This is a genomic window from Roseateles sp. (genome assembly GCF_965262435.1).
Classification (GTDB): domain Bacteria; phylum Pseudomonadota; class Gammaproteobacteria; order Burkholderiales; family Burkholderiaceae_C; genus Paucibacter_A.
The window spans coordinates 5,195,215-5,208,457 of sequence record NZ_OZ253537.1 but is presented as its reverse complement, the minus strand read 5'-3'; the positions used below and the strand labels follow the sequence as shown (position 1 = coordinate 5,208,457).

Below are 13,243 nucleotides of genomic sequence, written 5' to 3'. Positions count from 1 at the left end.
TTGCCAGGCGCTTCAGCCCGGTGTGGGCCCCAGTTGCGGAAAGCGCCGCAAGCCCTGCAGATCCAACACCCTCAGGCCGCCGTACTCGATACGGATCAAGGCGTGCTCGGCCAAGGTGTTGAGCGCCTGGTTGACGCGCTGGCGCGACAGGCCGACCAGATAGCCGAGCTCCTGCTGGGTGATGCGCAGCAGGCTGCCGACGCCGGGGTAGAGCTGCGGGTGGAAGAGGGCGGCGAGGTTGCGGGCGACGCGCAGCTCGGGGTCGGAGATGCGGTCGATCTCGCGTGCGGCGATGAACTGGCCCAGGCGCTCGTTGAGCTGGTTGAGCATGAAGCGGTTGAAGGCGATGCTGCCTTCCAGCAGCTCGTGAAAGGCCTCGATCGGCAAGCCGGCCACCACGCTGCGCCGCAGCGCCTGGATGTTGTAGCGGTAGCTCTCGCGCTTGAGCAAGGTGCCCTCGCCGAACCAGCCGCCCGGCGGCACGCCGGTGAAGGTGATGGCCTGGCCGCTGGAATCGTCATTGCTCATCTTGAGCAGGCCGTCGACGACGCCGAACCAGAAGGTGGCCGGCCGGCCGATGCGGCAGACGCGTTCGCCCACATCGGCCTCGGCCACTTGCAGCTGCTGCACGGCGCGCTCGCGCTGCGGCTCATCTAGCAGGGCCAGCCAGGGAATGGCGGCCAGCTCGGCGGCGCTGGCCGGGCGGGCGCGCTGGCGCAAGGGGATGCTGGGCATGGCCGCTTCTGAGGCGGTGCGTGGGCCTGACGCTGAATTCATGCGGCAGTGTCCACCTTGCAAGATGACGCAGGCCTTACACGGCACCCCCGGGAAAGTACCGCTCGGGGAGTCCCTTGGATTGTCGTTACAACGACAACACGGCGTCAAAGTGACGGCCTACCATGCGGTCAAGAGATGTCGGCAGCCCCTGCTTCTTGCAGGGCCGCATGCACGGCACAGGAGACACACAACGTGGATGCGACCTTTCCTCGCCTCTTGCTGGCTCACGCCGCCGAGCGCCCCGATGCGCCGGCTTTGCGCGAGAAGGAATACGGGATCTGGCAGACCCTGAGCTGGGCGCAGCTGGCACTGCTGGTGCGCGAGCTGGCCCATGGCCTGGCGCTCGCCGGCCTGCAGCGCGGCCAGCACCTGATCGTGGTCGGCGAAAACCGGCCGCGTCTGTCGGCGACCATGCTGGCGGCCCAGTCCCTGGGCGCGATCCCCGTGCCGCTCTACCAGGACGCGGTGGCGGCCGAGTTCGTCTTCCCTGTCAACAATGCCGAGGTCGCCTTCGCCGTGGTCGAGGACCAGGAACAGGTGGACAAGATGCTGGAGCTGCGCGAGCACTGCCCGCAGCTGCGCCACATCTGGTTCGACGACCCGCGCGGCCTGCGCGCCTATGAAGAGCCGGGCCTGCATTCGCTCGACGAACTGCTCGAACGCGGCCGCCAGGACATCTTGACTCGCCCGGACTTCTTCGCCCGTGAGGTGGCGCTGGGCCGCAGCAGCGATGAAGCGGCCATGTTCTTCACCTCGGGCACCACGGGCAACCCCAAGGGCGTGGTTCACACCCATGCCAGCCTGATCGACCGCGCCCAGGCCGGCGCCCGCTTCGACCGCCTGACGGGCCGCGAAGAGGTGTTGGCCTACCTGCCGCCAGCCTGGATCGGCCAGAACATCTTCAGCTACGCCCAGTGGCTGGCTTGCGGCTATGTGGTCAATTGCCCCGAATCGACCAGCACCGTCAGCATCGATTTGAAGGAAATCGGCCCCAGCTATTACTTCGCGCCGCCGCGGGTGTTTGAGGGCTTGCTGACCAGCGTGATGATCCGCATGGAAGACGCATCAAGGCCCAAGCGCTGGTTGTTCGCCCGCTGCATGGCGCTGGCCCGGAGGGTCGGCCCGGCCCTGATGGACGGCCGGCCGGTCGGCGCCCTGGACCGGCTGAAATACCAGTTAGGCGATCTGCTGATCTACGGGCCTTTGCGCAACAGCCTGGGCCTCTCGCGCGTTCGGGTGGCCTACACGGCAGGCGAGGCGATCGGCCCTGATTTGTTCAGCTTCTATCGCAGCATCGGCATCAACCTCAAGCAGCTCTATGGCTCGACCGAGACCGCCGTCTTCGTCTGCCTGCAGCCTGACCATGAGGCGCGTGCCGACACTGTGGGCGTGCCCATCGAGGGGGTCGAGATCAAGCTGGCCGAGAGCGGCGAAATCCTGGTCAAGTCGCCGGGCTTGCTCAAGGGCTATTACAAGAACGAGGCGGCGACGGCCGAGGTGCTGACGCCCGAGGGCTGGTACCACACCGGCGACGCCGGCTTCATCGACGCCCATGGCCACCTGAAGATCATCGACCGGGCCAAAGATGTCGGCCGCTTGTCCGGCGGCGCCTTTGATGCGGCCATGTTCGCGCCCAAGTATGTGGAGAACAAGCTCAAGTTCTTTGCCCACATCAAGGAGGCGGTGGCCTTTGGTGACGGCCGCGACCGCGTCTGTGCCTTCATCAACATCGACTTCGACGCCGTGGGCAACTGGGCCGAGCGCCGCAACCTGCCCTATGCCGGCTACACCGACCTGGCGCAGAAGCCCGAGGTCTACGAGTTGATCCGCGACTGCGTCCAACAGGTCAATGCCGACCTGGCCCAGGACGAGCTCTTGGCCGGCAGCCAGATCAGCCGCTTCCTGATCCTGCACAAGGAACTCGACGCCGACGACGGCGAGCTGACCCGAACCCGCAAGGTGCGGCGCGGCGCCATCGCCGAGAAGTACGCCGTGCTGATCGAGGCGCTGTACGCTGGCCGCAACTCGCAGTACATCGAGACCGCCGTCAAGTTCGAGGACGGGCGCAGCGGCAAGGTGTCCGCCGATCTGTGCATCAAAGACGCCCAGACCTACCCGGCCGTGAGGAGTGCCGCCTGATGGATCCAATGGACAGCAGCACTAGCGACAACAACACCCTGGCCAAGAAGACCGGCGAGGTGATTTTGGAGGTGCGCAATATCTCGCTGAGCTTCGGTGGCGTGAAGGCGCTGACCGACATCAGCTTCGATGTGCGCGAGCATGAGATCCGCTCCATCATCGGCCCCAACGGCGCGGGAAAAAGCTCCATGCTCAACTGCATCAACGGTGTCTACCAGCCGCAGCAGGGGCAGATCAGCTTTCGCGGCCAGACCTTCAAACACATGAGCTCGCGCCAGGTGGCCGAGATGGGCGTGGCCCGCACCTTCCAGAACCTGGCCTTGTTCAAGGGTATGAGCGTGCTGGACAACATCATGACCGGCCGCACCCTGCACATGCGCTGCAACATCTTCCAGCAGGCCTTGCGCAACCCCTTCGGCTGGGGTGCGGCCGAGCGCGAGGAGATCGCGCAGCGCGAGAAGGTCGAGCGCATCATCGATTTCCTGGAGATCCAGGCCTATCGCAAGACCCCGGTCGGCCGCCTGCCCTACGGTTTGCAAAAGCGCGTGGACCTGGGCCGTGCCCTGGCCATGGAGCCGCAGGTCTTGCTGCTCGACGAGCCCATGGCCGGCATGAATGTGGAGGAGAAGCAGGACATGTGTCGCTTCATCCTCGACGTCAACCAGGAGTTCGGCAGCACCATCGTGCTGATCGAACACGATATGGGCGTGGTCATGGACATCAGCGACCGCGTCGTGGTGCTGGACTACGGCAAGAAGATTGGCGATGGCGCGCCGGACGAGGTGCGCCAGAACGAAGACGTGATCCGCGCCTATTTGGGCACTTCACATTGAGATGGGGCAGTGATGGGATTCGTCATCGAAACAATCTTCGGCGGCCTGATGACAGGCATGCTGTATTCGCTGATCGCGCTGGGCTTTGTGCTGATCTACAAGGCCTCGGGCGTGTTCAATTTCGCGCAGGGCGCCATGGTGCTGTTTGCGGCCCTGGCGATGGCGCGCTTTGCCGAGTGGATTCCGCTCTGGACCGGCATCAGCAGCCCGCTGCTGGCCAATCTGCTGGCCTTTGTCGCGGCCTTTGCCGTCATGGTGGCGGTGGCCTGGGGCGTGGAGCGCCTGGCCTTGCGGCATCTGGTCAACCAGGAGGGCATCACCTTGCTGATGGCCACGCTGGGCATCACCTACTTCCTCGAAGGCCTGGGCCAGATGATCTTCGGCTCGGACATCTACAAGATCGATGTCGGCATGCCCAAGGACCCGATCTTTCTGTTCGAGAAGAGCTTCGAGGGCGGGGTGCTGATCAACAAGGAAGACCTCTACGCGGCCTTGATCGCCGCGGCCATGGTCGCCTTGCTGGCCTTGTTCTTCCAGAAGACGGCCACCGGCCGGGCCCTGCGCGCCGTGGCGGACGACCACCAGGCCGCCCAGTCCATTGGCATTCCGCTGTCCACCATCTGGGTCATCGTCTGGAGCGTGGCCGGCTTCGTCGCCTTGGTGGCCGGCATCATCTGGGGCAGCAAGCTGGGTGTGCAGTTCTCGCTCTCGCTGGTGGCGCTGAAGGCGCTGCCGGTGGTGATCCTGGGTGGCCTCACCTCGGTGCCCGGCGCCATCATCGGCGGCCTGCTGATTGGCGTGGGCGAAAAGGTCTCCGAGGTCTACCTCGGCCCCGCCCTGGGCGGCGGCATTGAAATCTGGTTCGCCTATGTGCTGGCGCTGCTGTTCCTGCTGTTCAGGCCGCAGGGGCTGTTCGGCGAAAAGATCATTGATCGGGTGTGAGTGGTGAATGGTGAATGGTGAATGGTGAATGGTGAATGGATGAGCGAATGACGGTGGCCCTCCACGATTCACGAATCGCGAATCACGATTCACTCATCCGCCCCTCGACCCAACAAGGCAATCGACTCCCATGATTTACCGCGAAAACGGCCAATTCAAAACCAGCTACCGCGCCGACAGCGCCATCCTGGCGATCCGCCAGGACCGCTGGGCCATGGCGGCACTGCTGGCCCTGGCTTTTGTCGGCCTGCCCCTCTTGGGCAATGAGTACCTGTTTCGGGCCATCCTGATTCCGTTCTTGATCCTGTCGCTGGCGGCGCTGGGCCTCAATGTGCTGGTCGGCTACTGCGGCCAGATCTCGCTGGGCACCGGGGCCTTCATGGCGGTGGGCGCCTATGCGGCCTACAACTTCCAGGTCCGCATCGAGGGCATGCCGCTGATCCTCTCCTTGCTGCTGGGCGGCGCCTGTTCGACGGTGGTGGGCGTGCTGTTCGGCATACCCTCGCTGCGCATCAAGGGCCTCTATTTGGCGGTGGCGACGCTGGCGGCGCAGTTCTTTTGCGACTGGGCCTTTCTGCGCATCAAGTGGTTCACCAACAACTCGTCCTCGGGCAATGTCTCGGTGTCGGATCTCAGCGTCTTCGGCCTGGCCATCGAGTCGCCGGCCCAGAAGTACCTGTTCTGCCTGAGCTTTGTCTGCGTGTTCGCCCTGCTGACCAAGAACCTGGTGCGCGGCGCCATCGGCCGTGAGTGGATGGCCATGCGCGATATGGATGTGGCTGCGGCCGTCATCGGCATCCGCCCGGTCTACGCCAAGCTCAGCGCCTTTGCCGTCAGCAGCTTCATCGTCGGTGTGGCCGGCGCGCTCTGGGGCTTTGTGCATCTGGGTTCCTGGGAGCCGGCGGCCTTTTCCATCGACCGCAGCTTCCAGCTGCTCTTTATGGTCATCCTCGGCGGCCTGGGTTCCATCATGGGCAGCTTCTTTGGCGCGGCCTTCATCATCTTTTTGCCGCTGCTGCTGAACCAGATTCCGCACTGGCTGGGCATCCCCATGGGCACCGAGACCGCCTCGCATCTGGAACTGATGGTGTTCGGCGCCCTGATCGTGTTCTTCCTGATCAAGGAGCCGCATGGCCTGGCTCGGCTGTGGTCCACGGGCAAGGAAAAGCTGCGGCTCTGGCCCTTCCCACATTGATCCTTCCCGCACTGATTCTTTCCGCACTGATTTTTCGCGCCTGCTTTTTGTTCAACCCATAACGCACCGCTTGAGTGCGCATCTACTGGAGACACGCATGAAACTGAAGCCGTCCATCGTTCTTGCTTTGGCTGTCGCTGCTTCGGGCTTGTTGAGCCCGGCCCAGGCCGCGCCTGAGGCCAAGGAGCAGTTCTTCCCCTTGCTGGTCTACCGCACCGGGCCTTATGCCCCCAACGGCACGCCCTGGGCCAATGGCAAGCAGGACTATCTGAAGATGATCAACGCCCGCGACGGCGGTGTGAACGGCGTCAAGCTGACGTTTGAGGAATGCGAAACCGGCTACGCCACCGACAAGGGTGTCGAGTGCTACGAGCGCCTGAAAGGCAAGGGCGCCACGCTTTTCGATCCGCAGGCCACCGGCATCACTTTCGCGCTGACCGACAAGGTCATCAAGGACAAGATCCCCCTGATCACCCTGGGCTACGGCCTGGCCGCCTCGCAGGACGGCAATGTCTTCAAGTGGAACTTCCCGCTGATGGGCAGCTACTGGACCGCGGCCGACATGCTGATCCAGCACCTGGCCAAGAAAGAGGGCGGTTTCGACAAGCTCAAGGGCAAGAAGATCGCCCTGGTCTATCACGACTCGCCCTTCGGCAAGGAACCCATTCCCTTGCTCGAAGAGCGCCAGAAGATGCACGGCTTCGATCTGCTCAAGTTCCCGGTGACAGCACCCGGTGTCGAGCAGAAGTCGGCTTGGTTGCAAGTGCGCCAGCAGCGGCCTGACTATGTGCTGCTGTGGGGCTGGGGCGTGATGAACTCGACCGCGCTCAAGGAAGCTCAGGCCACCGGCTACCCGCGCGAGAAGATGTACGGCGTCTGGTGGGCCGGTGCCGAGCCCGATGTCAAGGACGTGGGCGAGGGCGCCAAGGGCTACAACGCGCTGGCGCTGAACACCTCGGGCACGCAACCCAAAGTCATCCAGGACATCCTCAAGCATGTCCATGACAAGGGTCAGGGCGCAGGCCCCAAGGACGAAGTCGGCTCGGTGCTCTACACCCGGGGCGTGATCATCCAGGCCCTGGGCATCGAGGCGGTACGCCGCGCCCAAGAGCGCTACGGCAAGGGCAAGGTCATGACGGGTGAACAGGTGCGTTGGGGTCTGGAGAATCTGGCCCTGGACCAGAAGAAGCTCGACGCCTTGGGCCTGGCCGGCGTGCTGCGTCCGCTGTCCACCTCCTGCGCCGACCACATGGGCTCCACCTGGGCCCGCGTGCACACCTGGGACGGCACCAAGTGGAACTTCAGCTCCGACTGGATGCAGGCCGATGAGCAGATCTTGAAGCCCATGGTCAAGCAGGCCGCCGACAAGTACGCGGCGGAGAAGAAGCTGGAGCGGCGGACTCCGGCGGACTGCCAATCGTGACGGAGTGAGGTGAATGGGTGAGTCGCTGAGTGAACGGGTGAACAAGTGAACAGGTGAGTCAAAACGCCGTCGCTTCACCCGCTCACCCCTTCACCCCTTCACCCGTTCACCCGTTCACCCGTTCACCCGTTCACTCCCACCCAACCCACCATGTCCACCCCATTCCTCAACGTCAACGGCATCGAGGTCATTTACAACCACGTGATCCTGGTGCTCAAGGGCGTGTCCTTGCAGGTTCAGGAAGGCCGCATCGTGGCCTTGCTCGGTGGCAATGGCGCGGGCAAGACCACCACGCTGCGGGCGGTGTCCAATCTGCTGGCCGGCGAGCGCGGCGAGGTCAGCAAGGGCAGTATCGAGCTGCGCGGGGAGCGCATCGAAAAGCTGTCCACCGCCGAGATGGTCAACCGCGGTGTGGTGCAGGTGATGGAGGGGCGCCACTGCTTCGCCCACCTGAGCATCGAGGACAACCTGATGACCGGCGCCTACACCCGGCGCGACGGCCGCGCCGCCGTGGCCGAGACGCTGGAGAAGGTCTACAACTACTTCCCCCGCCTCAAGACCCGGCGCAGCTCGCAGGCCGCCTACACCTCGGGCGGCGAGCAGCAGATGTGCGCCATCGGCCGCGCCCTGATGGCCAACCCGCGCATGGTGCTGCTGGATGAGCCTTCTATGGGCTTGGCGCCGCAAATCGTCGAAGAGGTGTTCGAAATCGTCAAAGACCTCAACAGCAAGGAAGGCGTGACCTTTTTGCTGGCCGAGCAGAACACCAATATGGCGCTGCGTTATGCCGACTACGGCTACATCCTGGAAAGTGGCCGCGTGGTCATGGACGGCGCCGCGCAGGCCTTGCGCGAGAACGAAGACGTCAAGGAGTTCTACCTCGGCACCGGTGGCGGTGATCGCAAGAGCTTCAAGGATGTCAAGAGCTACAAGCGCCGCAAGCGCTGGCTGGCCTGAACCATGGCCACGCCTGTTTCCTTTCAATTCAGAAGTCCGGCCATGAATGAAGACGCCTTCTTCGCCCTTCCGCCCTTCAAGGCCGAGGAGGCCTTGCTGACGCTCAAGCGCAATCTGCGTGACCTGCGCTCGCTGGAGGCGCGCGGCGATGCCTTCAGCCTGCAAGGCCAGCCGGTGCTGGAACTGAGCGCCCAGACCGGCCTGCTGCTGGCCCGGCTGGTCAAGCGCCCGGGGCGCAGCCCTGAGTGGGAAACCCGCCAATGCAAGAGCGCCGCCGAGGTGCGCAGTCTGCTGGACGAGATCAAACGCCGGCTCAGCCGCTGGACGGACGAAACGCCATGAGTTTGACGGCCCTCTCTCACGAGCGCGGCGAGTTTTTCGACGCGTTGGAAACCCGCGAGCCGGCCGAGCGCGAGGCTCAGCTGATGGCGGCCCTGCGCCTGCAGCTCAGCCATGCCAAGGCGCAGACCTCCGCTTACGCCGGCTTGCTGGCCGGCGTGGACCCGGCCGATGTGTGCAACCGTGCCGCCCTGGCGCGTCTGCCGGTGACCCGCAAGCCCGAACTGGCGGCGCGCCAGCAGGCCTTGCGCGAACGGCAAGGCCTTGAAGGGGCGGATCCCTACGATGCGCTGGGTGGGTTCTCCGCCATCGGCTGGCGCGGTTGTGTGCGCAGCGGTGGCGCGGCTCGCGTGTTTCAGTCACCCGGCGGCATCTACGAGCCCGAGGGCCGGGCCGCCGATTACTGGCGCGTGGCGCGCGCCCTGTTCGCCGCCGGCCTGCGTGCCGGTGACCTAGTGCACAACAGCTTCAGCTACCACCTGACCCCGGCTGGCGCCATGATGGAAGGTGGCGCCCATGCCCTGGGCTGTACCGTGTTTCCCGGCGGCGTCGGCAACACCGAGCTGCAGCTGCAGGCCATGCGTGACCTGCGCCCGCAGGCCTACGTCGGCACGCCCAGCTTTCTGAAAATCCTGCTCGACAAGGCGGCCGAGAGCGGTCTGCGCCTCGAATCCCTGCAGCGCGCCTTGCTCAGCGGTGAGGCCTTTCCCAACAGCTTGCGCGACTGGCTGGCCGAGCGCGGCGTGGCCGGCTACCAGTGCTATGCCACGGCCGACCTGGGCCTGGTTGCTTACGAGACGGCGGCGCGCGAAGGCCTGGTGCTGGCCGAAGGCATCATCGTCGAGATCGTGCGGCCCGGTGGCAGCGAGCCGGTGGCCGAGGGCGAGGTCGGTGAGCTGGTCGTGACCACGCTCAACCCCGACTACCCGCTGATCCGCTTCGGCACCGGCGACCTTTCCGCCATCTTGCCTGGCCCGTGCCCGACGGGCCGCAGCAACCAGCGCATCCGCGGCTGGCTGGGCCGGGCCGACCAGTCGGCCAAGGTGCGAGGCATGTTCATCCACGCCTCGCAGCTGGCCGAGCTGCAGCGTCGTTTTCCGCAGGCCGGCCGGGCGCGCCTGGTGGTCGAGGGCGAGATGGCGCAGGACCGCCTGACCTTGAAGCTCGAGCTGCCCGAGGGTGAGCCCCGCGAAGGCCTGGCCGAGCAGCTGGCCGCAGCCCTGCGTGACATCACCAAGCTGCGCGCCGAAGTGCAGCTGCTGCCCCCGGGTAGCTTGCCGAATGACGGGCGGGTGATTGAAGACGCGCGCCGGCTCGATTGAGCGCGGTCGTTCGCGGATTACGTAGTTCCCGCTGTCGCGAGGCCCGACCTGCCGCCTAGGATGACAGTCCTCCCACTCGCCATTCGAGGACTGTTGACATGAACAAGACCGCATTGCCCCTGCTGACCCTGAGTCTGCTGACCCTGGCTTCGGGCGCCGCCCTCGCCAGCTACCCGGAGAAGCCCGTCAATATCGTCGTGCCCTTCTCGGCCGGCGGCCCCACGGACAAGGTCGCCCGTGATCTGGCCGAGGCCCTGCGCAAGCCACTGGGCGCGACCATCGTGATCGAGAACGTCGGCGGTGCCGGTGGCACGCTGGGGGCCACCAAGGTCGCCAAAGCTGCGCCCGATGGTTACACCCTGCTGCTGCATCACATCGGCATGGCCACCTCGCCCTCGCTGTACCGCAATATGCAGTACAAGACCCTGGACGATTTTGAGTACCTGGGCCTGATCAACGAAGTGCCCATGACCCTGATCGCCAAGCCCTCGATGCCGGCGAACAGCTATGCCGAGCTGGCCAAGTGGCTGGAGGCCAACAAGGGCAAGGTCAACCTCGGCAATGCCGGCCTGGGCTCGGCTTCGCATCTGTGCGGCCTGCTGTACCAGAGCACCATCAAGATCGACATGACCACCGTGCCCTACAAGGGCACCGGCCCGGCCATGACCGACCTGCTCGGCGGCCAGATCGACCTGATGTGCGACCAGACCACCAACACCACCAGCCAGATCGAAGGCGGCAAGGTCAAGGCCTATGCCGTCACCAGCAGCAAGCGCCTGACGTCGCCTGCTCTGGCCAAGTTGCCGACCCTGGATGAAATGGGCCTCAAAGGCTTCAGCGTCAACATCTGGCACGGCGTCTACGCCCCCAAGGGCACGCCCAAGCCGGTGCTGGACAAGCTGACCGCCGCCCTGAAGGCCGCCTTGGCCGACGCCGACTTCCACAAGCGCCAGGAAGCCCTGGGTGCCGTCATCGTCACCGATGCCCGGGTCAACGGTGCCGAGCACAAGAAGTTCGTCGAAGCCGAAATCGCCAAATGGGGCACCGTCATCAAGGCAGCAGGGCAGTATGCTGACTGAGGCAGGACCGAGGGCAAGACCTGCGTCTTGCCTGACGCCTGCCGAAGGACTGGCCGCTTGCAAGCGGCCAGGCTGAGGACAGAAAGCCCAAAGCTCGGGCTTTCTCGCCCTACAGAGGCCCCGCGCCACCCAGCGCGCACTCGTAGCGGTGGCAGTCGATCTGCCTTCCCTGCACACGGGCCATGCCGGGGTGGCATTCGGCCCGCTCAAAGCCGTTCTTCAGCAAGACACGCGCCGAGGCCGGGTTGTCCACGGCAACGTAGGCTTCCAAGTGATGCAGGCCCCAATGCTGATGCGCCAGAAGCATCAGTTCACGAACGGCCAAGCTTGCCAGACCTTGCCCGGCATGGGCTTGAGCGATGCGGTAGCCCAGTTCGCCGCTGCCGCGCTTGGCATCCATGGCCTTGAGATTGGCGCGGCCCAGGATCTCGCCCTGCGCGCTCACGATCAGTAGGGGATGCGCCTCGCCGCGATCGAGCAGGGCTAGCAGTTCGGCCATATGCGCTTGCACGCCGCCCAGCGTGTAGAAATCGGCCGCTCGGGCTTCTACGTGATGCTCGAACCAATCACGGTTGTGCAGTTCGAAGTGCAGCAGCGCGGCGGCATCGGTCGATGCCAGGGTGCGCAGAGTCGCCGGGGTCTTCATCGTTATTCAACAGTCGTCAGAACATGGAATGCGGGAGGCGGCAGCCTGAATCCGCACGCTTGCTGACTCCATTCCAGCACAGTCAGTCCCTCTCCAGGCTCGTGTTGTCCACAGCCGGCTCGGCCTGCGCACGCTCACGAGTCCGCGCGTGCCGCTGCCAGCAGCTGCAGCACCAGCGGATGATGCTGGCCGCGCCGCGAACGGATGGCATGGATCTCTTCCTTCACGTCTTCGCAGCGGCCCAGCAGGCGCAGGCCGTGCATGCGCTCCAGGTCCTCGGCACCGAGACGGCTGACCGGGAACACGCCCAGGCCGCGTGAGGCGAAGACGGCCAACAGGGCGCTGTCCTCGAATTCACCGACGATGCGCGGCTGCAGCCCCTGTTCGGCAAACCAGTGATCGAGCGTGGCGCGCAAGGCCGAGTGGGCGGTGGGCAAGAGCACAGGCAGGCGGTTCAGGCTGTGCGGGAAGTCGCGCAACTCAGCCGCGTGTACCAGGATCTTTGGCCCGTACCAGTCCACCGGTGCCTGCGCCAGCAGCTCGCTGCTCAGGCGCAGGCCGGGTTTGTGCGGCGCCGGTCGCCCGGCCAGCACCAGGTCCAGCTTGTGCATGGCCAGCTCGGCCAGCAGAGGGTCCACCTCGCCTTCGTGGCAGAGCAGGCGCAGAGACTCGGTGCCCAAGACCGGCGCCAGCAGGGCATGGGCGGCCAACTTGGAAATGCCGTCGGTCAGGCCCACCGCCAGTCGCGCCGCCGGGCCTTGCGCAGCCTGCCGGACTTCCTCTGTGATCAGGCTGCCGAGGCGGAAAATCTCCTCGGCGCGTGCAAATGCGGCCTGGCCTGCCTCAGTCAGCGCCACGCCGCGGCCGGCCGGCTTGAGCAATTGGTGGCCGAGTGACTTTTCCAGCTCGCGCACCTGGGTGCTGATGGTCTGGATGGCCATGTCCAGCCGCTCCGCCGCGCGTGCGAAACCGCCTTCCTGGGCCACAACCCAGAAGTAATGCAGATGTCTGAAATTCAGCATGGAGGCTCCGAGCACATGACGTTAACTTCTTAAAAACAGAAGTTAATAGTAAGCCAGCGTTGCTTGTTTGGAAGTGTCGACAGGCAGAGAATGTTGGCATCTCGATTTCTGAAAAAGGGGAAAGACAATGGCCTATTACCTGCTGACCTGGCTGGTGCTCGGATTGCTGGCGGCGCTGTGGTCGCTGGCGAGCTGGGCCTTCCACAGCCTGGCCCTGTGGACCGTGGCGGCCCTGGGCTCGCAAGCCGAAGGGCTGCCCACCTTGGGCGCGCGCCTGTCCGATCTGCAACTGCCGAGCTGGCTGGCGCCTTGGGTGCCCGAGGGCTTGCTGCAAGGCCTGGCCGAGTTCGTGGACCTGTTCGCGCCCCTGCTCAAGGGTGTGCTGGAGACCATGCCGGTGCTGGGCGACTGGCTCTCGCCCTTGGTCTGGCTGATTTGGGGGCTGGGCATCTTCCTGCTCTTGCTCTTGGGCGCTGGCCTGAGCCTCTTGCTCAAACTGATGCAAAGCAAGGCGGCGACGCTGGTGCCGCCGCGCTCACTGCCCTCGGCTTGAAGCCTGCGCTGAGCTT

At 65.0% G+C, this 13,243-nt stretch carries 13 protein-coding genes; 10 read left to right on the top strand and 3 right to left on the bottom strand.

Annotated features, from left to right (window positions below):
* Positions 1–12: 12 nt before the first annotated feature.
* Positions 13–777 (bottom strand): Crp/Fnr family transcriptional regulator, encoded by a 765-nt coding sequence (locus ACQY39_RS22390; protein ID WP_428510031.1) that lies wholly within the window; start codon positions 775–777, stop codon positions 13–15.
* Between the two features lie 192 nt (positions 778–969).
* On the opposite strand from ACQY39_RS22390, the gene ACQY39_RS22385 reads away from it, so the two are divergent.
* The 9 genes from ACQY39_RS22385 (at position 970) to ACQY39_RS22345 (ending at position 11,006) form a co-directional block, all read left to right on the top strand.
* Positions 970–2,916, top strand: coding sequence for an AMP-dependent synthetase/ligase (locus ACQY39_RS22385; protein WP_428510029.1), 1,947 nt, complete (start codon positions 970–972; stop codon positions 2,914–2,916).
* A gap of 8 nt (positions 2,917–2,924) precedes the next feature.
* On the top strand, positions 2,925–3,749 hold the full coding sequence (locus ACQY39_RS22380; RefSeq protein ID WP_428510027.1) for an ABC transporter ATP-binding protein: 825 nt from the start codon (positions 2,925–2,927) through the stop codon (positions 3,747–3,749).
* Positions 3,750–3,761: 12 nt separating this feature from the next.
* Positions 3,762–4,691, top strand: a complete 930-nt coding sequence (locus ACQY39_RS22375) for a branched-chain amino acid ABC transporter permease (protein WP_263518702.1) — start codon at positions 3,762–3,764, stop codon at positions 4,689–4,691.
* Positions 4,692–4,821: 130 nt separating this feature from the next.
* A complete protein-coding gene (locus ACQY39_RS22370; RefSeq protein ID WP_263518700.1) occupies positions 4,822–5,886 on the top strand; it encodes a branched-chain amino acid ABC transporter permease in 1,065 nt (354 codons plus the stop codon).
* Between the two features lie 97 nt (positions 5,887–5,983).
* Complete coding sequence (locus ACQY39_RS22365; protein WP_428510024.1) at positions 5,984–7,309, top strand: ABC transporter substrate-binding protein; 1,326 nt, start codon at positions 5,984–5,986, stop codon at positions 7,307–7,309.
* Positions 7,310–7,459: 150 nt separating this feature from the next.
* Positions 7,460–8,266 (top strand): ABC transporter ATP-binding protein, encoded by an 807-nt coding sequence (locus ACQY39_RS22360; protein ID WP_102767781.1) that lies wholly within the window; start codon positions 7,460–7,462, stop codon positions 8,264–8,266.
* A gap of 42 nt (positions 8,267–8,308) precedes the next feature.
* Positions 8,309–8,608, top strand: coding sequence for a hypothetical protein (locus tag ACQY39_RS22355; RefSeq protein ID WP_263518696.1), 300 nt, complete (start codon positions 8,309–8,311; stop codon positions 8,606–8,608).
* Positions 8,605–9,927 (top strand): phenylacetate--CoA ligase family protein, encoded by a 1,323-nt coding sequence (locus ACQY39_RS22350; RefSeq protein WP_428510021.1) that lies wholly within the window; start codon positions 8,605–8,607, stop codon positions 9,925–9,927. The genes ACQY39_RS22355 and ACQY39_RS22350 overlap by 4 nt, the downstream gene beginning before the upstream one ends.
* Before the next feature lie 98 nt (positions 9,928–10,025).
* Entirely contained in the window at positions 10,026–11,006 is a 981-nt protein-coding gene (locus ACQY39_RS22345; RefSeq protein WP_428510019.1) for a tripartite tricarboxylate transporter substrate-binding protein, read from the top strand.
* 109 nt (positions 11,007–11,115) lie between these two features.
* On the opposite strand, the gene ACQY39_RS22340 is transcribed toward ACQY39_RS22345, so the two are convergent.
* Together ACQY39_RS22340 and ACQY39_RS22335 are read right to left on the bottom strand one after the other, a co-directional pair.
* A complete protein-coding gene (locus tag ACQY39_RS22340) occupies positions 11,116–11,652 on the bottom strand; it encodes a GNAT family N-acetyltransferase (protein ID WP_428510017.1) in 537 nt (178 codons plus the stop codon).
* A 134-nt stretch (positions 11,653–11,786) separates the two neighbouring features.
* On the bottom strand, positions 11,787–12,674 hold the full coding sequence (locus ACQY39_RS22335) for a LysR family transcriptional regulator (RefSeq protein WP_428510015.1): 888 nt from the start codon (positions 12,672–12,674) through the stop codon (positions 11,787–11,789).
* Positions 12,675–12,801: 127 nt separating this feature from the next.
* Between ACQY39_RS22335 and ACQY39_RS22330 the strand changes: the two genes are divergently transcribed.
* Entirely contained in the window at positions 12,802–13,227 is a 426-nt protein-coding gene (locus ACQY39_RS22330) for a hypothetical protein (protein WP_428510013.1), read from the top strand.
* Positions 13,228–13,243 lie beyond the last annotated feature (16 nt).

What these genes read in the sequence shown, in the direction of transcription:
- ACQY39_RS22390 (WP_428510031.1), bottom strand. Translation starts at nt 777, where the DNA reads ATGAATTCAGCGTCAGGCCCACGCACCGCCTCAGAAGCGGCCATGCCC.
- ACQY39_RS22380 (WP_428510027.1), top strand. Translation starts at nt 2,925, where the DNA reads ATGGACAGCAGCACTAGCGACAACAACACCCTGGCCAAGAAGACCGGC.
- ACQY39_RS22375 (WP_263518702.1), top strand. Translation starts at nt 3,762, where the DNA reads ATGGGATTCGTCATCGAAACAATCTTCGGCGGCCTGATGACAGGCATG.
- ACQY39_RS22370 (WP_263518700.1), top strand. Translation starts at nt 4,822, where the DNA reads ATGATTTACCGCGAAAACGGCCAATTCAAAACCAGCTACCGCGCCGAC.
- ACQY39_RS22365 (WP_428510024.1), top strand. Translation starts at nt 5,984, where the DNA reads ATGAAACTGAAGCCGTCCATCGTTCTTGCTTTGGCTGTCGCTGCTTCG.
- ACQY39_RS22360 (WP_102767781.1), top strand. Translation starts at nt 7,460, where the DNA reads ATGTCCACCCCATTCCTCAACGTCAACGGCATCGAGGTCATTTACAAC.
- ACQY39_RS22355 (WP_263518696.1), top strand. Translation starts at nt 8,309, where the DNA reads ATGAATGAAGACGCCTTCTTCGCCCTTCCGCCCTTCAAGGCCGAGGAG.
- ACQY39_RS22350 (WP_428510021.1), top strand. Translation starts at nt 8,605, where the DNA reads ATGAGTTTGACGGCCCTCTCTCACGAGCGCGGCGAGTTTTTCGACGCG.
- ACQY39_RS22345 (WP_428510019.1), top strand. Translation starts at nt 10,026, where the DNA reads ATGAACAAGACCGCATTGCCCCTGCTGACCCTGAGTCTGCTGACCCTG.
- ACQY39_RS22340 (WP_428510017.1), bottom strand. Translation starts at nt 11,652, where the DNA reads ATGAAGACCCCGGCGACTCTGCGCACCCTGGCATCGACCGATGCCGCC.
- ACQY39_RS22335 (WP_428510015.1), bottom strand. Translation starts at nt 12,674, where the DNA reads ATGCTGAATTTCAGACATCTGCATTACTTCTGGGTTGTGGCCCAGGAA.
- ACQY39_RS22330 (WP_428510013.1), top strand. Translation starts at nt 12,802, where the DNA reads ATGGCCTATTACCTGCTGACCTGGCTGGTGCTCGGATTGCTGGCGGCG.